Origin of the sequence: Peptoniphilus vaginalis (assembly GCF_900176605.1) — a bacterium.
GTDB classification, from domain to species: Bacteria; Bacillota; Clostridia; order Tissierellales; family Peptoniphilaceae; genus Peptoniphilus_A; species Peptoniphilus_A vaginalis.
The window spans coordinates 42,235-66,746 of the sequence record NZ_FXLP01000002.1; the positions used below are offsets into that span (position 1 = coordinate 42,235).

General features: G+C 37.2%; 19 protein-coding genes. 15 read left to right on the forward strand and 4 right to left on the reverse strand.

Annotated features, from left to right (window positions below; genetic code table 11):
- The first annotated feature begins 2 nt into the window (after window positions 1–2).
- The 7 genes from mfd to pyk all read left to right on the forward strand — a co-directional run bounded on the left by mfd (window position 3) and on the right by pyk (window position 12,424).
- Entirely contained in the window at window positions 3–3,482 is a 3,480-nt protein-coding gene (gene mfd, locus CAN42_RS00205) for a transcription-repair coupling factor (RefSeq protein ID WP_085875045.1), read from the forward strand.
- A 52-nt stretch (window positions 3,483–3,534) separates the two neighbouring features.
- Window positions 3,535–4,623, forward strand: coding sequence for a peptidylprolyl isomerase (locus CAN42_RS00210; RefSeq protein ID WP_085875046.1), 1,089 nt, complete (start codon window positions 3,535–3,537; stop codon window positions 4,621–4,623).
- Window positions 4,624–4,810: 187 nt separating this feature from the next.
- On the forward strand, window positions 4,811–5,746 hold the full coding sequence (gene whiA, locus CAN42_RS00215; protein ID WP_085875047.1) for a DNA-binding protein WhiA: 936 nt from the start codon (window positions 4,811–4,813) through the stop codon (window positions 5,744–5,746).
- 1 nt (window position 5,747) lies between these two features.
- Window positions 5,748–6,014: an HPr family phosphocarrier protein gene (locus CAN42_RS00220; RefSeq protein WP_085875048.1), complete on the forward strand. Its 267-nt coding sequence runs from the start codon at window positions 5,748–5,750 to the stop codon at window positions 6,012–6,014.
- A 281-nt stretch (window positions 6,015–6,295) separates the two neighbouring features.
- On the forward strand, window positions 6,296–9,721 hold the full coding sequence (locus CAN42_RS00225; RefSeq protein WP_085875049.1) for a DNA polymerase III subunit alpha: 3,426 nt from the start codon (window positions 6,296–6,298) through the stop codon (window positions 9,719–9,721).
- Between the two features lie 6 nt (window positions 9,722–9,727).
- The gene (locus CAN42_RS00230; protein WP_085875050.1) at window positions 9,728–10,681 is read left to right on the forward strand and encodes an ATP-dependent 6-phosphofructokinase; all 954 of its coding nucleotides are present in this window, start codon (window positions 9,728–9,730) and stop codon (window positions 10,679–10,681) included.
- A 9-nt stretch (window positions 10,682–10,690) separates the two neighbouring features.
- Entirely contained in the window at window positions 10,691–12,424 is a 1,734-nt protein-coding gene (gene pyk / locus CAN42_RS00235; RefSeq protein WP_085875051.1) for a pyruvate kinase, read from the forward strand.
- 268 nt (window positions 12,425–12,692) lie between these two features.
- Here the strand turns inward: pyk and CAN42_RS00240 are convergent, their stop codons facing one another.
- The 4 genes from CAN42_RS00240 to murJ all read right to left on the reverse strand — a co-directional run bounded on the left by CAN42_RS00240 (window position 12,693) and on the right by murJ (window position 16,810).
- Window positions 12,693–13,394, reverse strand: coding sequence for a putative ABC transporter permease (locus CAN42_RS00240; protein WP_085875052.1), 702 nt, complete (start codon window positions 13,392–13,394; stop codon window positions 12,693–12,695).
- Entirely contained in the window at window positions 13,391–13,861 is a 471-nt protein-coding gene (locus tag CAN42_RS00245) for an HD domain-containing protein (protein WP_135100533.1), read from the reverse strand. Before CAN42_RS00245 ends, CAN42_RS00240 begins: the two co-directional genes overlap by 4 nt.
- A 156-nt stretch (window positions 13,862–14,017) precedes the next feature.
- Window positions 14,018–15,076: a hypothetical protein gene (locus CAN42_RS08910; RefSeq protein WP_135100534.1), complete on the reverse strand. Its 1,059-nt coding sequence runs from the start codon at window positions 15,074–15,076 to the stop codon at window positions 14,018–14,020.
- A gap of 132 nt (window positions 15,077–15,208) precedes the next feature.
- Window positions 15,209–16,810, reverse strand: coding sequence for a murein biosynthesis integral membrane protein MurJ (gene murJ, locus CAN42_RS00255; protein ID WP_085875054.1), 1,602 nt, complete (start codon window positions 16,808–16,810; stop codon window positions 15,209–15,211).
- Between the two features lie 155 nt (window positions 16,811–16,965).
- Here murJ and CAN42_RS00260 point away from each other — a divergent pair, with 155 nt between their 5' ends.
- From CAN42_RS00260 to CAN42_RS00295, 8 genes are all read left to right on the forward strand, one after another.
- Window positions 16,966–18,711, forward strand: a complete 1,746-nt coding sequence (locus CAN42_RS00260) for an ABC transporter ATP-binding protein (protein ID WP_085875055.1) — start codon at window positions 16,966–16,968, stop codon at window positions 18,709–18,711.
- A 53-nt stretch (window positions 18,712–18,764) separates the two neighbouring features.
- Entirely contained in the window at window positions 18,765–19,340 is a 576-nt protein-coding gene (locus CAN42_RS00265; RefSeq protein ID WP_085875056.1) for a nitroreductase family protein, read from the forward strand.
- Between the two features lie 208 nt (window positions 19,341–19,548).
- Window positions 19,549–19,848, forward strand: a complete 300-nt coding sequence (locus CAN42_RS00270; RefSeq protein WP_085875057.1) for a thiamine-binding protein — start codon at window positions 19,549–19,551, stop codon at window positions 19,846–19,848.
- Window positions 19,817–20,581, forward strand: coding sequence for an ABC transporter permease (locus tag CAN42_RS00275; RefSeq protein WP_062572147.1), 765 nt, complete (start codon window positions 19,817–19,819; stop codon window positions 20,579–20,581). The genes CAN42_RS00270 and CAN42_RS00275 overlap by 32 nt, the downstream gene beginning before the upstream one ends.
- On the forward strand, window positions 20,578–21,597 hold the full coding sequence (locus CAN42_RS00280; protein WP_085875058.1) for an ABC transporter substrate-binding protein: 1,020 nt from the start codon (window positions 20,578–20,580) through the stop codon (window positions 21,595–21,597). The genes CAN42_RS00275 and CAN42_RS00280 overlap by 4 nt, the downstream gene beginning before the upstream one ends.
- Entirely contained in the window at window positions 21,594–22,346 is a 753-nt protein-coding gene (locus CAN42_RS00285) for an ABC transporter ATP-binding protein (RefSeq protein ID WP_209019186.1), read from the forward strand. Before CAN42_RS00280 ends, CAN42_RS00285 begins: the two co-directional genes overlap by 4 nt.
- Before the next feature lie 147 nt (window positions 22,347–22,493).
- Entirely contained in the window at window positions 22,494–23,264 is a 771-nt protein-coding gene (locus CAN42_RS00290) for a LamB/YcsF family protein (protein ID WP_085875059.1), read from the forward strand.
- A gap of 14 nt (window positions 23,265–23,278) precedes the next feature.
- Window positions 23,279–24,484 (forward strand): NRAMP family divalent metal transporter, encoded by a 1,206-nt coding sequence (locus tag CAN42_RS00295; RefSeq protein WP_085875060.1) that lies wholly within the window; start codon window positions 23,279–23,281, stop codon window positions 24,482–24,484.
- Window positions 24,485–24,512 lie beyond the last annotated feature (28 nt).

Genomic DNA, 24,512 nt, shown 5'->3' on the forward strand with positions numbered 1-24,512 from the left:
AATTGAATTTTTTAATCAATAGTGTAAAGAACCTAGAAGCTTTTAAGGAATTAGATGAGTCGATAAAAATTTCAAAGAACACTGCAGTCTTTGGTTCAGAGGAGGCAGTGCTCTCTCTTTTTGCGCCCACTTTTGCAGCTGAGGGGAGGAAGGTTTGCCTCATCTCACAAGATAGGGTAAGGGCAAGAAAGGCCTACGAGGACCTGGGGTCAATCTCAGATGAGACTTGCGTCTACTATCCAGAGAAGGATGTTTTTTTCTATGACAGGGATTCAAAGTCCAAGGAGAATACAAAGAAGAGGCTAGAAGCCATGGCAGAGATTTCAAGTGGAAGGGCAAAGATTGTTGTCACAACCTTAAATGCCTTGACTGCAAAAATATCAAGGCCAGAAATTTTTGCTTCTTATAAGATACCTATAGAAGTTGGACAAGTTTTGAATCTTGATGATCTTCCTAAGAAGCTTGTGGAAATGGGTTACGAAAGATTTCCAAGTGTCGAAGGTCTAGGTCAGTTTTCCCTTAGGGGGTCAATAATTGACATTGGGACTCAAGACGCCAATTATAGAATAGAACTTTTTGATAACGAAGTTGACTCTATTAGATCCTTTGAAATCGAAAGCCAAAGGTCCATTGAAAAGTTAGAAAAAATTACAATTTATCCAATAGAAGACTTGATTATAAAAGCAGGTGAAAGGGATAAGCTTGCCGAGAGAATAAAAAAAGATATTTCTAAGACTAAGCTCCAAGGGAAAGAAAAAGATAGACTCAATGAAAAGTTTTTAAGATATGTTGACAGGCTAGAAAACCAAGAGACAATAATCAACAAGGACTTAATCCTTCCCTATGTAGACCAAGATGAAGTTGGCTCCTTCTTAGATTACTTAGATGATTTTATATTTTTAATCGAAGAGCCCTCCAGGATTGTTGAAAGAGAAGAAGAACTTGACCTTGCCAATGGAGAAAAGTTTGCAATCTTAATTGAAAATGGTGAAGTCACAAAGTCCCACGAAAAAACTTTTTACAACTACAAAGACATAGTTGAGGAGTTAAATGAAAAAACTTTAATAACTTTTAATGCCCTCTTGAAGCCACCAAAGATGTTTAAGCCAAAGGACATTGTAAACATAAAGGTCAAGAGCGTAACCAACTATATGTCAAAGATAAAACTCTTCAAGGAAGACCTAGACTACTATGGGAAAAATAACTTCCAAGTCATCCTCCTTGGGGCAACAGAAAAAAGAGCCAAGAGACTTTTTGATAACCTTGTGGACTTGGGTTATTCACCTCAATTGGCAAAAAACACAAAGAATGAGGAAATTACTTCCAAGCTTGTTGTTACTACTGGCGCCTTAAATGAAGGAATAGAATTTTCTGATTCCAAAACAGTTTTTATAAACTATTCAGAAATTTATGGGTCCTTCTCAAAGAAGAAAAAGAAAAAAACTCCTAAGAAGAAGTCACTAAACTTTGAGGACCTACAAATTGGCGACTACGTAGTTCACGAGGCCCACGGTGTTGGTAAATATGTGGGGACAAGAAGGCTTGAAGTATCAGGCATACAAAAGGACTACATCCTCATTGAGTACGGTGGAGAGGACAAGCTCTTCCTACCAATTGAGGCCCTTGATTCCATTTACAAGTACGTCCAAGAGGGAAAGAGGCCGCCAAAGGTCAACAAGTTAAACTCTCTTGATTGGAAGAAGAAGAAGGCTCGTGCAAGACAGTCCATTGATGATATGGCTGAGGACTTAATAAAACTTTATGCAACTCGTGAGAAGACCAAGGGCTTTGCCTTTAGTGAGGACTCCCAATACCAAAGGGACTTTGAAGATGCCTTTATCTATGAAGAGACTCCTGGTCAGTTGAAGTCTGTTGAAGAGATAAAAGAGGACATGGAGAAGCCTTCTCCTATGGATAGACTTCTATGTGCCGACGTTGGTTATGGAAAGACAGAGGTTGCCCTTCGTGCTGCCTTTAAGGCAATACTTGATGGAAAGCAAGTTGCAATTCTTGTGCCAACAACTATTTTGGCACAGCAACACTACAATACAATTAAGGAGAGGTTTAAAAACTTCCCTGTTGGTGTTGGACTTCTCTCAAGGTTTAGGTCCAAGAAGGATCAGAAGATGGACCTTGAAGGTCTAAGGGATGGCAACATTGATATAATCGTAGGAACTCATAGACTTCTTTCCAAGGATGTGAAGTTCAAGGACTTGGGACTTTTAATTATTGACGAAGAGCAAAGATTTGGAGTTCGTCACAAGGAAAAGTTGAGGATGCTAAAGGAAAATGTAGACACATTAACTCTAACAGCTACACCAATTCCAAGGACTCTCCAAATGTCTATGATTGGAATAAGGGATATGTCTGTTATAGAAGAGCCACCTGAAGAGAGATTTCCAGTGGAAACTTACGTCCTAGAATACAACAATCTCATGGTACGTGAGGCCATCCTAAAAGAAATTGAAAGAGGAGGACAAGTTTACTTTCTCTACAACAAGGTTTCAAATATGGAAAATAAACTTTTGGAACTTAGGAAGCTTGTGCCAGAGGCAAGCTTCTCTATGGCAAATGGTCAGATGACTGAGAAGGCCCTTGAAGATACAATGATTGACTTCATAGAGGGTAATATTGACGTATTAGTTTGCTCAACTATAATAGAAACAGGCATGGACGTTCCCAACGCAAACACGATGATAATAACAGACTCTAATAGACTAGGACTTTCACAACTTTATCAACTTCGTGGAAGGATAGGAAGGTCATCGAGGATTGCCTACGCCTACTTCACCTACGACAGAACAACATCAATCTCTGAAGTGGCACAAAAAAGACTCCAAGCCATTAAAGAGTTCACTGAGTTTGGGTCAGGTCACAAGATTGCAGAAAGAGACCTTGAGATAAGAGGGTCAGGCTCCATACTTGGGTCAAGACAGTCAGGCCACATAGAAAAAATTGGTTACGACCTCTATATGAAGTATCTAAAGGATGCTGTTATGAAGTTAAAGGGCCTTGATGTTGAAGAAGAAATTGAAACTACAATTGACCTCAAACTGGATTCCTTTATACCAAAGGATTATATCGCAGACGACAGGACAAGACTTGAAATCTATAAAAAGATTTCTGTATTATCAACTGAAGAAGAGTACTCAGACCTTGTTGATGAATTAATCGACAGGTTCTCAGACTTCCCTGATGAAGTTTCAAACCTTATGGACATTGCCCTCTTAAAGAACAAGGCTCAAAAGGCAAAAGTTTCATCAATTGTTGAGAGAAGAGGAGAGTATAGGATAAGGGTCGAGGGAGAGGTTGAGCTTCCTGCCATAATGGAAATAAACAACGAGTTCGAAAATGTTTCTTACTCCATGGGTAATGTTAATGAAATTGTATTGACTAAGCTAAAGTATCCTCTTGACGAGTTAAAAAAATTAGTAACAATTTTGTATTTACACAAAAAGGACACAAAAACTTCTAAAAAGTAGTGTATAATATAGACACAAAATGATAATAATTAAATAGAATAAGGAGAGAAAAATGTTTTTAAAAAAATTTGGTAAGATAGCAGTGACTATTGCACTAGCAGGTTCACTCGTAGCTTGTAGTGGTGCACATAAAGATGCAGCAGCTAAAGTTGGTGGAGTTGAAATCCCAATGGCAGATTTTTATAAGTCTTATGCAGCAAGGGTAAATCAACTTACTTCAATGTATGGTGAAGGTGTTCTTAAGAACAAGGAAGACGGCAAAAAGACAACTGAGGAACTTCTAAGAGAACAAGCAATCACTGACTTAACAACAACTGAAGCTCTTAAACAAGATGCAGAAAAATCAAAAATCACTGTTTCTGATGATGAAGTAAATAAAAAGCTTGACGGAATCAAGGCACAACTTGGTGGCGAAGAAGCCTTCAACAAGTTCCTAAAAGAAAATGGACTTCCAAAGGAATATGTTGCTGAAAATATGAAAAATCAAATGTTAGTTGGTAAATACACTCAAAAAAAATTAAAAGAACTTGAACCAACTGAAGAAGAAGTTAAGAAACAATACGAAGACAACAAGGATTCTTACTACAAGGCTAAGGCATCTCACATCCTAGTTGATGACTTAAAACAAGCTAATATTTTAAGAAAGAAGATTCTAAAGGGAGAAGACTTTGCTAAGCTTGCAAAGGAAAATTCTAAGGACACAGGAAGTGCACAAAACGGTGGATCACTTGGCGAATTCACAAGTGGACAAATGGTTGAAGCCTTTGACAAGGAAATTGCTAAGATGAAGGTTGGCGACATTTCTGAACCTATTAAGACACAATTTGGTTACCACATAATCAAGCTTGAAGATAAAAAGCCTTTAGAATTTGATGCAGTTAAGGACCAAATCAAGGCACAACTACAACAAGAAAAATTCAAAGATTACATTGACAAAGTTAAGAAACATGCTAAAATAAAAATCTATGTTAACACTTCTAAAGAGGTTCAAATTCCAGAAGAATACAAGAACTTCGGTAAGGTAGTAAAAGAAGACCAAGCAAAAGAAGCTAATGCAAAGTCTGAAGCAGCAAATAAGAATGAAAAAGCCAATGCAAAAGAAGAAAATGCTAAGGCTGAGAACAAGAAAGAAACTAAATAAGATTTAAATTAAAGCCTGTGAGTAAAGAGCAAAAGGATTAGAGTCCTCTCTTAGGTCACAGGTCTTTTATTTTTTTATCTAATCAAGTCTTTACTTTTCATTAATAGTGAATTAAAAATCTAATTTTAGAAACAATAAAAATAAAATTCTGATATAATAAGAGAAATATGGATAATGAGGTGAAGTAATGAGTTTTTCATCAGAGATTAAAGATGAAGTCGCTAAGATAAAAGTAGATGACTACAAATTAATTTTATCAGAACTCGCAGGGATAACTCCCATGTGCGGAATTTTAAATTTTAAAAATAATAAAATTTCTATGGAATACATTACAGAAAATGCTCCTGTGGCGAGGAGAATTTTTACATTTTTACGAAGGTCCTTTGGTTTTAACGTTGAAGTTAAAAATGTTAGGTCTACACAACTTAAAAAAAATGTATTTATTATCTATATATCGCAAGATGAGTCTTGCAGGTTACTTCTCGATGAGTTAAAATATATTAAGGGTGCAAGCGTATTTATGATAAATTATGCTCCCACTGATCTAATAAAAACAAGCAGTGAGAAAAAGGCATACATCCGTGGTGCCTTTATGGGTTCGGGATCCATTACTGATCCAAAAAAGGGATATCATTTGGAATTTGTTTCTGAAAACGAATCCAACGCATACTTTTTAAGAGATGTAATTAATGATTTTGGACTTAACTCAAAGGTGATTATGAGGAAGGAAAAATACATAATTTACATCAAGGACTCAGAACAAATTTCTGACTTCCTATCTCTTATAGGTGCCTATAACTCTGTTTTGAATTACGAAAATATTAGGGTTATAAAGGAAATGAGAAACAATGTAAATAGGATTGTAAATTGTGAGACGGCCAACTTAAATAAAACAGTTAAGTCATCTTACGACCAGGTAGAAGATATAAAGCTGATCGAGAAAGAAATGGGGATAGAAAACTTAGATGAAGATTTGAAAGTCATAGCTAAGATAAGACTTGAGAACAGGTCTATGAGTTTAAACGATATTGCGAACTCTCTTGAACCAAAGATTTCAAAGTCCACTGTTAATTATAGATTTAAAAAACTTAGGAGAATTGCTAACAAGTTGAGGGGTGTATAAAATGATAAGTAAAAAAGTTGTACTTAATAATAGTGACGGGCTCCACGCTAGGGCAGCTGCACTGTTTGTAAGAGAGGCTAACAAGTTTGCTTCTGAAATAAATCTCGAAGCTCATAATGATAAGGTAAATGGTAAGTCCATTATTGGTATTATGTCTCTTGGTGCCTTCACAGGCGAAGAGATTATCATCGAAGCTGATGGTGTAGATGAAGAAGAAGCAGTAGAAAGATTAGCTTACTTAGTTGAAAAAGAATTTATAAATCTTTAATTTAATAAAAATAATTTGCTTGGAGTTTTGCTTTGTCAAAACTCTTTTTTCATATCCTTTTATTTGTCTTTGGCCTTTGATAAAATATATTAAAGATTAGTAATGAAAATTTTTTATTTTTTAAAGTTTGTAAGCTTGCGAAAAAATTTTAATAAGTCCTTATTGAGTGATAAAAAATTTTTTAAAATCAAGTTGAAAGTTTTGAAAATTTTTATATCACTAATTAAAGATAAAATGATTTTAAAATAAAAATTTGTGATTTATAGATTAAGGATGATCCTATGAATAAATTTGTTCACCTACATCTCCATAGTGAATACTCTCTCTTAGATGGTTCAACGAGAATAAGTCTTTTGCCTCAAAGGGTAAAGGACCTTGGCATGGATGCAGTTGCCCTAACTGACCATGGCAATATGTATGGGGCCATTGCCTTCTACAAGGCCTGCAAGGATGTTGGAGTAAAACCCATCCTAGGTTGTGAGGTCTACATCTCAGAGAAGGATATGACTGTAAAGGACAGGACCAACAAGAGGTACCACTTGATTCTCTTGGCAGAGAACAATGAAGGCTTCAAAAATATTATGAAAATAGTCTCCATTGGTTACGTTGATGGGTACTATTACAAGCCTCGTGTTGACAAGGAAGTTTTAAAAAAATATTCCAAGGGTATTATTGCAACTTCAGCCTGTCTTGGTGGCGAAGTTCAAAAATTTCTTTTAAATAGGGATAAGGAGGCTGCAAAAAAAGCTGCCCTTGAGTATCGAGACATCTTTGGAGAAGGGAACTTCTTCTTAGAACTTCAAGACCACGGCATGCCTGAACAAGCCAGGGTTAATCGTGAGCTTGTCCTTCTATCTGAGGAGCTAGGGATTCCCCTAACTGCATCTAATGATGTCCACTATTTAATGAAGGAGGATGCAAAGAGTCACGATGTCCTACTTTGTATTCAAACAGGAAAGACTGTCAAGGACACAGACAGGATGAAGTTTCCATCAGATGAATTTTACCTAAAGTCTCCCGATGAAATGGCAGTCCTCTTCCCAGAAAATCCTGAGGCCCTAGAGAACACTGTGAAGATTGCAGAAAGGTGCAAGGTTGAAATTACCTTTCACGACCTTCACTTGCCAGAGTTTACAGTGCCAGATGAATACACCCACGAGGAATACTTAAAGAAACTTGCCTTAGAGGGAATGCTTAAGAGATATGAAAATGTAACTGATGAAATTAAGGACAGGTTTGAGTTTGAATTCAACACCATAAAGAACATGGGCTATGTTGACTACTTCTTAATAGTTTGGGACTTTATAAGGTATGCAAGAAAGCATGAGATCCAAGTTGGACCTGGAAGGGGATCTGCTGCTGGTTCTATGGTTTCTTATTGCCTTGGAATAACTGACGTGGACCCCTTAGAGTTTGACCTACTATTTGAAAGGTTTTTAAATCCAGAAAGGGTTTCTATGCCCGATATTGATATAGACTTTTGCTATGAAAGACGTGAAGAAGTTATTGAATATGTAAACAGGAAGTATGGAGACTCTCACGTTGCTCAAATAGTTACCTTTGGAACCATGGCTGCTCGTAATGCCATAAGAGACGTAGGTCGTGCCCTTGATATGTCCTATGCCAAGGTGGACTACATTGCCAAGCAGGTACCCCAAGCCCTTAATATGACCATAGAAAAGGCACTAGAAGTTTCAGAAACTTTTAAGGAAATTTACGATGGAGAAGAGGATTCAAGACTTTTAATTGATATGGCTCTTAAACTTGAAGGTCTCCCAAGACACACTTCAACTCACGCAGCTGGTGTTGTAATATCCAAGGACGAACTGACAGAATATGTTCCCCTAACTAGAAATGACAAGATTATTGCCACTCAGTTTAATATGATTGAGCTTGAAGAGTTGGGACTTTTGAAGATGGACTTCTTGGGTCTAAGGACTCTTACAGTTATTAGGGATGCAATTAATTTAATAAAAGAAAATCAGGGGAAGGCAATAAATTTTGACAACTTCAACTACAATGACCCAGATGTTTTAAAGATGTTTGCAAGATCAGAAACCCTTGGGGTCTTTCAATTTGAATCCTCTGGTATGAGGGCCTTCTTAAAGGAACTAAGGCCAGATGAATTTTCTGATTTAGTTGCTGCCAATGCCCTTTTTAGGCCTGGACCAATGAAGCAAATTCCAAAATTTGTTGGGTCTAAGCATGACAAGTCCACAATTTCCTACATTCATCCAAAGCTTGAGCCAATACTTAAGTCAACCTATGGTTGTATAGTCTACCAAGAACAGGTAATGCAAATTGTTCAACAAATTGGTGGCTACTCTCTTGGCAGGGCAGACATTGTTAGACGTGCCATATCCAAGAAGAAGATGAAGGTCATGGAAGAAGAGAGGAAGAACTTCATCTATGGCAACAAGGAAGAGGGAGTTTGTGGTGCCATTGCCAATGGGGTTGACGAGAAGGCTGCCAACGAAATTTATGACTTGATAATAGACTTCGCGGACTACGCCTTTAACAAGTCTCACTCCGTTGCCTATTCAGTAGTTGCTTATAGGACAGCTTGGCTAAAGTATTATTATCCAAGGGAGTTTATGGCGGCACAAATTTCTACTTACACCAACGACATCAAGCAAGTCAGTCTTTATATAGAAGAGATAAAGAGGTTGGGGATAGAAATCCTGCCACCAAATATTAATTATTCTTATAAGAACTTCACTGTTGAGGACAATAAAATTAGGTTTGGACTGAAGGCTGTAAAAAATGTCGGGGACAACTTAATAGATGCTATTGTGAGAGCAAGGGCAAAGGGACCCTACAAGTATCTAAAAGATTTTGTTGATAGGATCAATGCCCTTGACAAGTCTGTCCTTAACAAGAGGGCTGTGGAATCCCTAATAAGGTGTGGAGCCATGGACGACTTCAGGGGGAACAGAGCCCAATACCTTGCAATTTATGAAGGGATTTTATCCTCTTCATCAAATACTGCAAAAAATAATGTCATGGGTCAATTTTCACTTTTTGAAGAGACTGACCTCCAAGAGGACTTGCCAAGACTTCGTGACTTTCCACAAAAGGATAAGCTTGACATGGAAAAGGAAGTTATTGGTATGTACATCTCTGGTCATCCCCTTGATCCTTACAGGGAATTAATCGAGAAGAATTCATCTATAAACACAAATCAAATCTTTGAAAAGTATAGGGAGAATCTCTTGAGGGGGTCCAAGGTCAAGGTTGGAGGAATTTTAAAGGCCAAGAAGACCATGATAACAAAGACCAACAAGATGATGGCCTTTGCAGCCCTAGAAGACTTATTTGGAACAATTGAACTTGTAATCTTTCCAAATGTCTACTCACACTACAAGGACCTTATTGAAGATGAGAATGTGGTTGTAGTTGAGGGTCACTTCCAAGAATCAGAAATTGAAGAGCCAAAGATTTTGGTGGATTCAGTATCAAGACTTAAGATGCCAACAAAAAATAAATTATATATTTCTGTTGACTCTATGAAAAATGAAAAGGTAAATGAAATAAGAAGAATTTTAAAAGATTATGAGGGGTCCACTCCTGTGGTCTTCTTTGAAGAAGAAACGCGAAAGGCCTTTGGGACTGATCCAAACCTTTGGATTGATGACAAGTCCTTTGACGAAATTCAAAATAAATTGATAGCTTATACTAAGTCTAGAGACAAAATTATTTTAAAGTAGGTGGATATGAGAGTTGCAATTTTAACAAGTGGCGGAGATGCTCCAGGCATGAATGCCACAATAAGAGCTGTTACAAGAACCTGTATCTTTGAGGGTATAGAGGTTTATGGCATTAGTGGAGGCTATGAGGGCCTCATTGACGCAAAGTTTGAGAAATTAGTCCAGTCTTCTGTTGCCGACATTATCCAAAGAGGGGGAACAATTCTTTCCACTTCACGTTCTGAAAGGTTTATGACAGAAGAGGGACTTGAAAAGGCAATAAACTCCCTAAAAATTTTTGAAATTGATGCCCTAATAGTCCTTGGTGGCGACGGAAGTCTTAAGGGTGCCAATAAATTAAGGGAGAGGGGAGTAACTGTAATTGGTATTCCTTGTTCCATTGACAATGACCTTGCCTATACAGATTTCACAATAGGTTTTATGACTGCAGTGGAAACTGTCACTGAAGCGATAAGTCACATTAGGGACACAACAGAGGCCCATGGACGTGCAAATGTTGTCGAAGTAATGGGTCGTGAGTGCGGCGACATTGCCCTTTACTCAGGAGTTTCTTCTGGAGCTGAAGCAATTGTAGTTCCAGAGATTGAAACCAACATAAAGGAAATTGCCGAGAAGGCAATTATGGGTAAGAATCGTGGCAAGAGACACCACATAATTATTATGGCTGAGGGCTGCGGGTCTGCCTTTGACTTTGCAAAGGACTTCCAAGACTTAACTGGGATTGACACAAGAGTTACTGTTCTTGGTTACATCCAAAGGGGAGGAGCTCCTTCTATCTTTGATAGGATCCTCGCATCACAATTTGGTTATCTTGCAGTTAAGGAAGCAAAAGAAGGAAAGTCTAGAGTCCTTGGATTTAAAGAAGGCAGGGCAAGGGCAATGACCTTTGAAGAAATGTTTGAAGCTAAGAAAGTTTTTAGGCAAGATCTTTTAGACATACTAAAGACTGTTTCTATATAGAGGTGGAAAATGAAAAATACAAAAATTGTTGCCACTATTGGGCCGGCAAGTGAAAGTGAAGAAACTTTAAAAATCCTCTTCAACGAGGGAGTTAACGTTGCAAGACTTAACTTTTCACATGGCAGCCATGAAGAGCACAAGATTAAAATTGACAGAATTAAAAAACTCAGGAAGGAAATGGACCTTCCTCTTGGGATCATGCTTGACACCAAGGGACCAGAAATTAGGTTAGGAGATGTTGATGGCGAAGTCACTTTAGAAATTGGAGATGAATTCGTCCTAACAACTGAGGACCTTATAGGTGACAAGTCCATTGCTAGCATCTCCTATAAAGAACTTTACAAGGATGTAAAGGCTGGCGATAAGATTTTAATTGACGACGGACTTGTGGAACTTCTTGTAAAGGAGATTGAGGGAGAAAAAATTATTACAGAAGTGGAAAACTCTGGAGTGATTTCTTCTCACAAGGGAGTCAATGTACCTGGAGTTGATATCAGGCTTCCTGCCCTAACTGAAAGAGACATTGATGACATAAAGTTTGGAGTTAAAGAAGACGTAGACTTTATAGCAGCTTCCTTTATCAGGTCAAGGGATGATGTCCTTGCCATAAGGAAGGTCCTTGAAGAAGAAAGGGACTACACAACAAAAATTATTTCAAAGATTGAGTCCCAAAAGGCTGTGGAGTTAATTGATGAAATCATAGAAGTTTCAGATGGAATAATGGTTGCTAGGGGAGACCTTGGAGTGGAAATAGAAACCGAAGCTGTCCCTATAGTTCAAAAGGAAATTATAAAAAAATGTAACGTTGTAGGCAAGACAGTAATCACTGCAACACAAATGCTTGATTCAATGATAAGAAACCCAAGACCAACCCGTGCCGAAACTAATGACGTTGCCAATGCAGTCCTCGATGGGACAAGTGCAGTTATGCTTTCAGGAGAAACTGCCAGTGGCAAGTATCCTGTAGAGGCAGTGGAAACTATGAGAAAAATAATAGAATACACTGAGTCCACAATTGACCATGACGAAATTTTGGAAAACAGGATCAAGGACGTAGAAAATTCTATGACCAACTCCATTGGAAGGTCTGCCTGCGTTATTGCAAGAGACCTCCATGCCAATGCCATCATCACTGCAACAACATCAGGTAACACATCAAAGGCTATTGCAAAATTTAGACCAGGGACTCCAATTATTGCATCAACGCCCTTTGAAAAAATTAAAAACCAACTTAGTTTGGTTTGGGGAGTTAGACCTGTTAAGGTTCTTAACTTTAAGGACACAGACAACCTAATTGATGCTTCTATGGAAATTGCTGTGAAGAAGGGATTTTTAAAATCTGGCGACTTAGTTGTCCTCACTGCAGGAGTGCCTACAGGAATTGCTGGCTCAACTAACCTCTTGAAGATAGAAAATGTTTCAGAAATTCTCGGCAGGGGAACTCCTATAGGCAAGAAAAAGAAAAAGGCAAGGGCAGTTGTTGCCAATACCTTTGAAGAGTTAGAAGCGAACTTCGAGACTAAGGACATAATCATCTGCAATGGAACTGATGGCAGGATGATTCCTTACATGGAAAGGTCCTCTGGTTTTGTTACAGAAGAAGCAGGCTTCACTTCCAATGGAGCTGTTTCTGCAATTGCTCTCAACAAGACTGCCATTGTTGGGGTAAGGGACATTACTAAGCTTATAAAAACTGGTGACATCATCACTATTGATGGAAGCGATGGAAGTATTAGGAGATAAATTTTTTGTGACCTTGGGATAAAAGACGAAGTTGTAAAAGTTCATGACTTGATGAAACTTATTTAAGTTGTTAAAAAAATGACTTAATGAAAATTTATGAATTTATAAATGACGATAACTTTGTAAAAATTATTTAAGTCATAAACTGCAATGACTTTGTAAAAAAATTTGAAGTCATAAATTTATATGAGTTCACGGGAAAAATTGAATAAGTTAATTTTTATAGACAAAGAAAAGAGACCTCTTTTGATATCTTATCAAAGGGGTCTCATTTTTGTCTTATTAATTTTTTAATACTTTCTTCTCTCTCCTTGAGGTTGGAGTTAAAGTTTAAAAATTTGGTCTTAAACTTCTTTGACTCCTCTAGGACTTTTAAATTTGCAAGTCTTTCAGACTCGTTAAGGCCATCAAAGTAGTCACTTAAATTTTCATCTATAACTTCATAAATTTTGTCGAGTGCAAGAGAGCCGTTAACTAAATGATTTAGAGTCAAGGCTAAGTCTACTACAAATAAGATTCCAAAAAATATCACAAGTGAAGTAAGAAGCCTGTCACTTGATAGGGACAAGAAGAAGAGCAAAATTGGAGTGAGCTTCTTGACTATTAAAATATTTGCCAGACCAAAGATCAAAAGACCGTATAGGCAAACTCTACTCTTGATTTGGAAGGGGTAGTTGGAGTAGTCCCACCAACGCTTATGGAAAAATTTTTCCAAGAGGTAGCCAATGATGTACTCAATGAGGCAGGACAAAAAGGCTGAGTAAATAAAAATTTCAAGGCTTGACTCAAAGTTTTTCAAAAATCCAAAGGATAGGCTGGCTCCCAAACCATAGATGGGACAAATGGGTCCCAAGAGGAAGCCCCTGTTGTGAATTTTATCTAACTCAATGGCAGAGCAAGGGAAGGTCTCCCAAAACCAGCCAAGGAAGGAGTAGATAAAGAATATTAAGTAGAATTCTTGGTATCTCATGGTCGCACCAACCCAACTTTTACAGGTATGCCCCTAAGAGTTTCGGCAAGGGAGACGTACTTGTCAGAGTAAGTTACAATCCAAGACTCCAAGTACCTTGGTGGAAGGGGAGTCAAGGGGAACATATGCTTGATAATTATGTCTCTCTCAATCCTATTAAGATTTAGCTCGGACTTGGCATTGCGATAGGCCTTCATGGGATGGGTGAAGCCATGAATACATCTTTCCCTTTTGCCGTCGTGCCAGTCATAGAGGAAGTAATCGTGGAGGAGGGCTCCCCTAATCATTGAGTCCATATCCACATTTAAGTTATATTTTTCTGCCACTTCAATAGATTTTTTCGCCACAGCAATTACGTGGGCATAGACAGTGGTGTTTCCATGTTGTATGAAGTTTTTTGTTTCTAGAAATCTCGTGTTCTCACTTAAGAACTTGATAATTTCTTCTAATTTTTTTATGTTTTCCATTTTTATCTCCTGGATTTATTTTAAACCAAAAAAGTAAAAAAACTTCAAAGTTTTCTTTAATTTTTTATTTAAAAAATTTTTTTATTAGTGCATCAATTTATCTTATAAAATTTTTCAAATAAATAAAAGCCATACAAGTATGACTTTTATATTCTACTAAAATTTTGTTTCCATGTAAATTCTATTTTTCCCTTCCGCCAAGACATCCTTAACTTCTTTTAACTTTTGTCCTTCCTTGTCAAAGATTAGGATTGATGTTATCTTGTCGATTTCTCTATCGAGGAGTCCATACCTCTTCTTGATTAAGTTAACTTCTTCCTTATCCTTTGTTGTGAACTCGTAGGATGTGTCCTCTTTTCTCTTAAGGATTGTTGGCTTTGTTGATGTTATGTTTAAAAAGTCTGCAAGGGATTCAGGGCTTAGGGAAGCCTTGATTTGATCAAGTGGTAGGTCTGTAATTTCTTCTTCGCTTAAAGTTATTTTTTTCATCGTGTCTTCAAACTTGACTTTTGTGTTTAAGTCATCTGATGTCCAAGGATTATTTTTTATGGAAGCGATAAGGTCAGGATAATTGCCAGTGCTTGCAATTTTATTTTCAATTTGTAACTTTTCTTCCTTAACCTCCTCTTTAACATCTTGAACCTTTTCTTTTACTTCTTCTTTAATTTTATCAGCCTTGACGTCAGTTTCCTTTTTTATTTCTTTAGCCTTAACTTCAACTTCTTCTTTGACCTCTTTGGCTTCTTCTTTTACTTCTTTTTTTACATCTTCAACTTTAGTTTGAGTTTCAGCTTTTACTTCTTCAGCCTTAGCTTCAACTTTTTCTTTTACTTCTTCAGCCTTTTCCTTGACTTCTTCTGTAACTTTTTCAACTTCGACTTCAGTTTTTTTTTCTACTTCTTCAGTCTTTTTCTCTATTTCATCAATAGCGGAGTTTGTATTTTTCTTTTGATGTCTCTTCTTGCCACGATCCTTTTTCCTTGATCCATCGTAGACTTCCTTTTCTTTTACTTCAGGGACCTTGTCACTAGAAGTTTCTTCAGATGAATTTGCCTCGCTCATCTTATGTAGTTCTTCTTTTTTAAAATTACTCTTAGCCTTACTTGATGTGTCAATTGACTTTTGAGCCTTCTGTCTCTTTTTGACAATGGACTTTCTCCAAAAAATCAAGCAAACGATTACAATAACGGCAATTATATAGTTTGTGCCCTTCATATAAACACCTCCAATTTATTAATATTATACCACTTAATTATCAAACGACTACTTTAATTGTATAAAATTTTAATAAAATTACAAAAATAAACAAGGTCCAATGACTCGAGCCTTGTTTATAAATTTTAAAATTTAATTTTCTATAGATTTAAGCTTTCTATGTTCAAGCTTTTCTCTCACTATGCCAACCACATCTCTCACTTCACGAACTCCTAACTTGTAGAGGCAGAAGACATAAAAAGTTCCTGCAATAGTAACTACTACCATCAAGAATCCCAACCTTAAAAGTGTTTGGACTCCGCCAGATGTTAGTGACATTATGAGTTTTTCATAAGGGAAGTATGCCAAAGTTATTGCTCCCATGACAAGTGATGCCATAAAAGTTTTTATAAGGGCCTTGATGTAAGACCTTGTTCCAAGATTTCCAATTTTTTTCTTAAGTAGTATAAAGGAAATGAAAACTGCAATTGTTGTTGCAATTGAAACTGATGCTGCCAGTCCATTTGTACCAAAGTGCCTTGCTACTAAGAGGTTGAGGCCAACGTTGATAACTACGTTAGTTACACCAACATAGAAAGGGGTCTTTGTGTCGCCAATGGAATAGTAAATCCTATTTAAGACGTTGATAACAGAAATTGAAATAAGTGAAAGGGAGTAACATCTTAGAGTCGATGTTGCTGCCACACCGTTTGCCGCAGTAAAGGAACCACGGACAAAGGCAATTTCTATTATAGGTCTTGCCAAGATAATTAGGCCCACTGTTGCGGGGACAGTTATAAATAAAACAGTCTTAACTGATGCATTCATAACTTTTTTACCACGCTTCATGTCGCCAGATCCCAAAGTCCTTGTTAGGATAGGAAAGACTATGGCAGTGATGGCTGTGATAAAAATACCAATTATCATGGTATTCATCTTGTTTGAATAGTATAAAATTGATGCTGCACCTTTACCCATACCTGATGCAAGGTTTCTATTAACAATTGTGTTAATGTCATTCACTGATACAGAAACAAAAACTGGAAGGGCAAGAACAATTGCTTCTCTCACATACTTGTCTTGAAAGTCTGCCACGAGCTTTGGCCTGTAACCAATTTTCATTGCGTTAGGTAGAAGGAATAAAAATTGTGCCAAGATACCTAATACTGATGCAATTGTAAGTCCTATTATCCCAACGTGGTGTGAGAAGAGGGCTAAATAAACTATATAGGTCAAGTTAAGTGGTATTGCAATGGCACCAGTTGCTGCGAACTTGCCACCGTGTTGGAGGTAACCTTCCATTACACCAACCCAAGATGAAAATAAAACTACGGGCATTCCAACTTGTATTAACTTAACAACAATTGCATAGGTTTCTGGATTAGCTTGGGATGCAGATAAAAGTGCAATTTGGTTTGGGAATAGAATTCCAAGAACAATTAAGACAAGGGACACAAGGGAAGTAACCATTAAAAGGTTGTTAGTAAAATAATTTTTTCTACTTGGTCCATGATCGTTCTCTGCCCTTTGAGCAGAAGGTATATAAGTTGTTGCTATTGCTTGAGTGACAAAGCTTGCTATCATTGCTGTGGCTGCTTGAGCAAGAGAAAAGGCATCCATTTCTGTGCCTGCACCAAAGACATAAGCTGTCAGTGATTCTCTAAAAAATCCAAAGACCTTACCCACTAGAAGGAAGCCAGTAATGGCTAGGGTGGACTTTGCAATTCGTGAGCCTGCGCTACTTTTATTTTCCAAATTTAAAATCTCCTTTGTAAGTCTTATCAAATTATAAGTTGTTTGAATTTTTATGTCAAGTAAGGTTATTTTCTAGACTTTTAAAGGATTTTATTTTTGTGTTATCATATATAAGATAGATTTCAAAAAATAAAATTTTATATAAAGGAGGAAAAATGAAAAATAAAAATTTAATAAAAAAAGTTGCGCCCTACTTTTATAAGTACAGGTTCACACTTTTTCTAGATTTATTTTGTGCAGGACTAACAACTGCCAGCGAAATGATTCTTCCGCTTATCTTAAGGGCTCTTACTAATAGGGGGATGAAGGATCTTGCATCTATTAGCTTCGACTTCATCACGAAGCTTGCCCTTATATATTTAGGAGTTAAGACAGTGGAAGTTGTAGCCCAATACTTTATGACATCCATTGGTCACATCATGGGTGCCAAGATCGAGACTGACATGAGGAGAGACCTCTACTCCCATCTTCAAACTTTATCTGACACCTTTTACAACGAGACCAAGGTTGGGGTCATTATGTCAAGGATCACCAACGACCTCTTCGACATAACAGAGTTCGCCCACCACTGCCCAGAAGAATATTTCATTGGAGCCATAAAGATAATTATTTCTCTTATAATTCTCTTACACTTCAACGTAAAGATGACTCTTTTAATTTATCTCATGATTCCACTTATGATTTACTTCTCCGGTCACTTTAGGAACAAGATGCACAAGGCACAAAAGGACCAAAGAGTTCACGTTGGTCATTTGAACTCAGCTATTGAGGACTCCCTTCTTGGCATAAGGGTGGTCAAGTCCTTTGCCAAGGAAGACCTTGAAAGGGAAAAGTTCACTTATGAGAACAACAAGTTCTTGGGCATAAAGAAGAGATACTATAAGTCCATGGCTGGCTTCAACACAATTAACAGAATTTTTGACGGCCTCATGTATCTCATCTTAATAGTTTCTGGAGGCTACTTCCTCATGAAGAGAGAAATTGGTCCAGAGGACTTGATACTTTATGTAATGTATGTTCAATCACTTCTTGCAACTGTTAGAAGAATTATTGAATTTACAGAGCAATTCCAAAAGGGAATGACAGGGATTGAAAGATTTTCAGAAATAATGTCTATTGAGTCTGACATCAAGGACAAGAAAGACGCCATAAAAATTAAAAGCCTTAGGGGTGAAATCACTTTTGACCACGTAGACTTCTCCTATGGTCAAGCTGAAGAAAAAGTCCTAGATGATTTTTCAATTCACATTAGTCCGGGACAAAAGCTTGCCATAGTTGGTCCAAGTGGGGCAGGCAAGACTACAGTTTGCAATTTAATTCCAAGATTTTACGACGTAGACAAGGGGGCAGTGAAGGTAGACGGTCTTGACGTAAGGGATGTGGAGATAAAATCCCTTAGAGAGAACATTGGAATAGTTCAACAAGACGTATATTTATTCTCTGGCTCAGTAAGAGATAACATTGCCTACGGCAAGGAGGGAGCAAGTGATGATGAAGTCATAAAAGCTGCCAAGCTTGCAGGAGCCTACGACTTTATAAAAAATCTCCCAGATGGATTTGATACCTATGTGGGAGAACGTGGAGTGAAACTATCTGGAGGACAAAAGCAAAGAATTTCTATTGCTAGAGTTTTCTTAAAGAATCCACCAATCTTAATCTTAGACGAAGCCACTTCAGCCCTAGACAACAAGTCAGAAGTTGTTGTTCAAGACTCTATCGAAAAATTATCCAAGGGAAGGACAACACTTACAATTGCTCACAGGCTAACAACAGTACAAAATGCAGACTTAATTCTAGTGATGACTAAGGAAGGAATTGTTGAGAGAGGAAGTCATAAAGAACTAATGGAAGCAAAGTCATACTACTACAAGCTCTACACCAAGGGCGGTAGGTTAGAATAATTTTTTCAGGGTAAGACTTTACTAAGATATAGAAAAAACTTGCGAGGTGAATTATGAAAGATTATATAGAAATAATTAAGAAGAGAAGATCCTACTACAACTTGTCAGAAGATCTTGACCTTACAAATGAAGAAATAAAATATCTTGTTGAAGATGTAATGAATGCTACGCCATCACATATGAATGCAGAGACAAGCAGGATTGTCTTACTCTTTGATGACAAGTCCAAGGACTTTTGGACAAGAGTAAATGAAACTTTTGACAAGTCTATTAATAAAGAAAAGTTTTATGGTTTTTATCATGCCAAGGGAACTGCCCTCTTCTTTATAGATATGAATGAAATTTGGGCTCAAGAGATAAATATGTCATCATACAGAGATTATTTTGAAACTTGGGGACATCATTCAGCTGCCATGCTTCAACTAAATCTTTGGCAAGCATTAAGAGATGAAGAAATTGGTGCCAGCATCCAACACTACAACCCAGTGATTGATGAGTGGGTTAAGGAAGTCTATGACCTTCCAGGACATTGGGAGCTTGTAGCACAAATGCCCTTTGGAAAAATTGAAGAAGAGCCAGAAGCAAAAGATAAAAAAGAAAGTGAAGAAAAATTATTAGTCATTGAATAAGACCTAGGTCCATGTGGCCTAGTTTTTATTTGCCTTAATTCCTTGTAATAAGGGAAACTTATGCTTATAATTAACTTATCAGGGGAGCGCATGCTGAGAATAGGTTTATCCTTAAACCCTATGGACCGGGACAGGTAATGCTGTCTAGGGAAGGCTGCCTCTATTTCTAGAGGCTTTTTTTATTGGAAATTTTTATAAGGAGGTTAAGATGAAAATATCAGTAGCGATACAGATCCTACCTACTACTAAAGAAGGAACTACAGAGTCAGTAGTCAATGTAGTGGATAGGGTTATAGAATATATTCAAAGTGAAGAAGTTAACTATGTAGTCACTCCCTTTGAAACAGTTATAGAGTTAGACGACTTTGACAAGGCCTTTGAGATCTTAAAGAACTGTGTAAAGTTAGCGGGAGAAATTTCAGAACAAGTGGCTTGTTACTCCAAGACCTTCTATTCTGAGAAAGGAATTTTAACAATTGAAGAAAAAACAGGTAAGTATCAAGGATAATATCTCAGCAGCTTCTTTGATAGTAATTATTTTAGTCCTTTGGCACTTTGCAACAACTTATGGTGGAATATCAGCCTTTATGCTTCCAAAACCACTTGATGTAGTAAAGGCCTTTGTAAATGACTTTCCAACAATTTCATCCCACATGGGGACAACCTTGACAGAAGCCTTTTTAGGTTTATCAGTTGGTGTTACTTTAGGATTTCTTGTGGCACTACTAATGGATTTATCAGACACACTTTATTCAGCCTTTTATCCAATTCTAGTAATTAGTCAGACTGTTCCAACAGTTGCCATTGCACCCCTACTTGTTCTTTGGATGGGTTATGGTGTTATGCCAAAGATTGCCCTAATTGTAATTGGAACTTTCTTTCCAATTGCAGTATCCCTTCTCGAAGCCTTTAAGCAAGTTGATCCAGACAAGACAAAATTATTAAAGGCCATGGGAGCAGGCAAGTATGAAATTTATAAGTACATTAAGTTTCCAGAAAGTCTTACAAACTTTTTTGCTGCCTTTAAGATTGCTGTTTCCTATTCAGTTGTAGGAGCAGTTATTGCCGAATGGTTAGGTGGCTACAAGGGACTTGGAGTATATATGATAAGAGTTCAAAAAAATTACTCTTTTGACAAGATGTTTGCAGTTATATTTTTAATTTCGGCGATTTCACTTTTCTTGATGAAGTTAGTTAGCTTCATCCAAAGAAGGGTAATGCCGTGGACGGAGGCAAAATGAAAAATTTAAGAAAACTATTAATTTTAATCCTTGTTGGACTTTTTCTAACAGGATGTGGCAAGAAAGAAGAAAAAAAATCAGAAGAAGCTAAGAAGCTTCCAAAGGAAAAGGTAAGTTTCCTACTTGACTGGGAACCTAACGTAAACCACGCAGGTCTTTATGTTGCTATGGACAAGGGCTTCTTTGAAGAAGAAGGCATTGAAGTAGAAGTAAACCAACCACCAGCTAATGGTGCTGAAGCTCTAGTTGCATCAGGTAAGGCTGACTTTGGAGTATCTTACCAAGATACAATTGCACCAGCCTTTGCCAGCGATGATCCACTTCCAGTAACAGCAGTGGCAGCTATTATTAACCACAACACTTCAGGAATTATTTCCCTAAAGGACAAGGGAATTGAAAGACCAAAGGACATGGAAGGACACAACTACGCAACTTGGGGACTTCCAATTGAGCAAGCAATCCTAAGACAAGTAATAACAGACGATGGTGGAGACTTCTCTAAGGTTCAACTTCTTCCAGAAAATGTTGTAAATGCAGTCCAAGCAATTAGTGGAAAGATAGATACAGTTTGGGTATTCTACCAAGTTGACGGAGTTCTTGCAGCAAAGGAAAATGTGCCAATTAACTACTTCGCATTTAGAGATATTAGTCCAGTTTTTGATTACTACACACCAATCCTTATTGCAAACAACGACTTCTTAAAGAACAAGGAAGATGTGGCAAAGAGATTTATGCGTGCCTTCGTCAAGGGCTATGAATATGCAGCAAAAAATCCAAAGGAAGCAGCAGATATCTTAGTTAAGATAAATCCAGAACTTGACAAGGACCTTGTAGAAAAGGGAATGGAATATCTTGCTGACAAGTATCAAGACGACGCAAAATACTTTGGACAAATTGATCCAGATAGATGGAACAATTTCTACCAATGGTTATGGAAAAATAAATTAATCGACAAAGAAATTCCAAAGAACTTTGGATTCACTGACGATTTTGTAAATCCAGAAAAATTAAAATGAGTGAAAAAATAGAAATTTTAAGAGTAGACAATGTTTATAAGTCCTTTAACGACAGGTTAGTCTTAAAGGACATAAACATAAAATTAAATAAGGGAGAATTAGTTTCTCTCGTGGGAGTTTCTGGTAGTGGTAAGACAACACTCTTTAATATTATTGCAGGACTCTTAGCACCAGATGAAGGAAAAGTTTATCTAAAGGGAGAAGACGTCACAGGTAAGGCAGGCAATATTTCCTATATGCTTCAAAAGGACATGCTCCTACCATATATGACAATCATCGACAATGTTTCTCTGCCCCTAGTACTTCGTGGCAAAAAGAAAAAAGAAGCCAGGGAAGAAGTGCGAGGACTCTTTGGTGACTTTGGACTAGAAGGCTGCCAAGAAAAATTTCCTTCACAACTTTCTGGTGGTATGGCACAACGTGCAGCCCTTCTTAGGACCTATGTCTTTTCCAATGAAGTTGCCCTTCTCGATGAACCCTTTTCTGCCCTTGATGCAATAACAAAGGCATCAATCCACAAGTGGTACAAGAATATAATTAGTGAAATTGGAATATCAACAATTTTTATAACCCACGACATAGAAGAGGCAGTTAAGTTGTCAGACAGAATTTATATCATGGGAAAAAATCCAGGAACAATTATAGAAGAAATACAAATCAAAGAAGAATTTGATGAAAACTTTTTTGAAGATAAAAAATTTATAGAGTACAAAAAACACATTATAGAAAAACTTGACAAACTTATATGAGAAGAGGCTTCGGCCTCTTCTTTTTTAGCCTTCAATACTTTAAAATTATTACAATTTTATGCAAGAAAAGGTTTGCTTTTTTCTTAGTCCAGGAATATAATTTAAGCATATTATTGCAATGATTTATAAAACAGAAGGAGGAAACAAATGCAATATTTTGTAGATTTAAACAGTGACATTGGTGAATCATTTGGTGCCTATAAGATAGGTATGGACCAAGAAATTGTAAAATATGTTACTAGTATTAACTGTGCATGTGGTTACCACGCTGGCGACCCACTTATTATGGATGCTACTTGTAAGGCAGCAGCTGATAATAGAGTAGAAATCGGAGCTCACCCAGGCTATCCAGACCTAATGGGATTTGGCAGAAGAAAACTAGCAGTGACTCCAGAAGAAGCGAGAGCCTATATGCTTTATCAAGTTGGAGCACTTTCAGCTTTCGCAAAGGCTCACGGCAAAAAACTTCAACATATGAAACTACACGGTGCATTTTATAACACAGCTTGTAATGATGAAAAACTTGCAAATGCAGTTTTAGATGCAGTTGAAGAATTTGACAAAGATTTAATTCTAATGGTTCTTAGTGGCTCATACATAGCTAGAGAAGGTAAGAGAAGAGGACTTAGAGTTGCGCAAGAAGTTTTCGCTGATAGAGGATACAACGAAGATGGAACTCTAGTTAATAGATCTCTACCAGGAGCCTTCGTAAAGGATCCAAAGGAAGCAATACCAAGAGTTGTTAAGATGATCAAAGAGAACAAGGTAGTAACTGCTAATGGTAAAGAAATTGATATAGTAGCAGATTCAATTTGCGTTCATGGAGATAATCCAGAAGCTCTTGAATTCGTAAAGAATATTCGTGAAGGACTAAAGGCTGAAGGTATTGAAATAAAACCTTTAATTAGTTTTTTATAATTTAGGAGGAAGAAATGAGTAACAATAAAAATAATTTGTCTGTCCTTTTAGGGGCAGCCTTCCTAATGGCAACATCTGCCATAGGACCTGGATTTATGACACAAACTGCAACATTTACTACAAAAATTGGAGCAGACTTTGCGGCGGTAATTTTAATTTCAATTATATTTTCTTACATTGCACAACTTAATGTTTGGAGAGTTATTGCAGTTTCTAAGATGAGAGGTCAAGACATTGCTAACAATGTACTACCTGGTCTTGGATATGTAATTGCCTTCTTAGTAGCTCTTGGTGGCTTGGCATTTAACATTGGTAACGTTGGTGGAGCAGGACTTGGACTTAATGTTATCTTTGGTGTAGACGTAAAAATTGGTGCAGCTATTGGTGGAGTTATTGGTATTATTCTTTTCTCATCAAAGTCAGCATCTTCTATCATGGACAGAGTAACTCAAGTGCTTGGTGCACTTATGATTATCCTAATTGCTTTTGTTGCAATTAAGACACAACCACCTGTTGGCGAAGCTCTAAAATCATCTGTTAGCCCATCTGGTGGATTTAACAGCATTATTTCTCCAACACTTACACTTATTGGTGGTACTGTTGGTGGTTATATTATTTTCTCAGGTGGTCACAGACTTATTGACGCTGGTATCACTGGAGAAGAAAATCTTAATCAAGTAACTAAATCCGCTTCTCTAGGTATCGGCGTAGCTTTCGTAGTAAGAGTTTTATTATTCCTTGCAATCCTAGGCGTAACAAAGATGGCTGGAGCACAAATTGATCCTGACAATATTGCAGCATCTTCTTTCTTAGCAGCTTCAGGTGTTGTTGGTTATAAGATTTTTGGTTTTGTATTTGCAGCAGCAGCCTTCACTTCTGTAGTAGGTGCAGCATATACTTCAGTATCTTTCCTAAAGACTTTATTCAAATTTGTAGCTGATCACGAAAATATGGTTACAATTGCCTTTATCGTAATTTCTACAATTATGTTCATCTTTATTGGACAACCACAAACTCTACTAGTTGTAGTTGGTACACTTAACGGATTTATCCTTCCAATTACACTTGCAGTAATCCTACTTGCATCTAAGAACAAGAAAATCGTTGGCGACTATGTTCACTCTAATGTACTTTTCATCTTAGGTTGGATCGTAGTAGCAGTAACTGCTTTCATGGGAGCACAAACTGTAATCGCAAACCTTGGAAAATTATTTGGTTAATAAGAGATATTTTGACATAAGTATAGGA

Coding starts and splice junctions, on each gene's coding strand:
- CAN42_RS00280 (WP_085875058.1), top strand. CDS start 20,578: ATGAAAAATTTAAGAAAACTATTAATTTTAATCCTTGTTGGACTTTTT.
- CAN42_RS00285 (WP_209019186.1), top strand. CDS start 21,594: ATGAGTGAAAAAATAGAAATTTTAAGAGTAGACAATGTTTATAAGTCC.
- CAN42_RS00290 (WP_085875059.1), top strand. CDS start 22,494: ATGCAATATTTTGTAGATTTAAACAGTGACATTGGTGAATCATTTGGT.
- CAN42_RS00240 (WP_085875052.1), bottom strand. CDS start 13,394: ATGAGATACCAAGAATTCTACTTAATATTCTTTATCTACTCCTTCCTT.
- CAN42_RS00210 (WP_085875046.1), top strand. CDS start 3,535: ATGTTTTTAAAAAAATTTGGTAAGATAGCAGTGACTATTGCACTAGCA.
- CAN42_RS00245 (WP_135100533.1), bottom strand. CDS start 13,861: ATGGAAAACATAAAAAAATTAGAAGAAATTATCAAGTTCTTAAGTGAG.
- CAN42_RS00295 (WP_085875060.1), top strand. CDS start 23,279: ATGAGTAACAATAAAAATAATTTGTCTGTCCTTTTAGGGGCAGCCTTC.
- CAN42_RS00270 (WP_085875057.1), top strand. CDS start 19,549: ATGAAAATATCAGTAGCGATACAGATCCTACCTACTACTAAAGAAGGA.
- CAN42_RS00265 (WP_085875056.1), top strand. CDS start 18,765: ATGAAAGATTATATAGAAATAATTAAGAAGAGAAGATCCTACTACAAC.
- whiA (WP_085875047.1), top strand. CDS start 4,811: ATGAGTTTTTCATCAGAGATTAAAGATGAAGTCGCTAAGATAAAAGTA.
- CAN42_RS08910 (WP_135100534.1), bottom strand. CDS start 15,076: ATGAAGGGCACAAACTATATAATTGCCGTTATTGTAATCGTTTGCTTG.
- CAN42_RS00230 (WP_085875050.1), top strand. CDS start 9,728: ATGAGAGTTGCAATTTTAACAAGTGGCGGAGATGCTCCAGGCATGAAT.
- CAN42_RS00260 (WP_085875055.1), top strand. CDS start 16,966: ATGAAAAATAAAAATTTAATAAAAAAAGTTGCGCCCTACTTTTATAAG.
- CAN42_RS00220 (WP_085875048.1), top strand. CDS start 5,748: ATGATAAGTAAAAAAGTTGTACTTAATAATAGTGACGGGCTCCACGCT.
- pyk (WP_085875051.1), top strand. CDS start 10,691: ATGAAAAATACAAAAATTGTTGCCACTATTGGGCCGGCAAGTGAAAGT.
- CAN42_RS00225 (WP_085875049.1), top strand. CDS start 6,296: ATGAATAAATTTGTTCACCTACATCTCCATAGTGAATACTCTCTCTTA.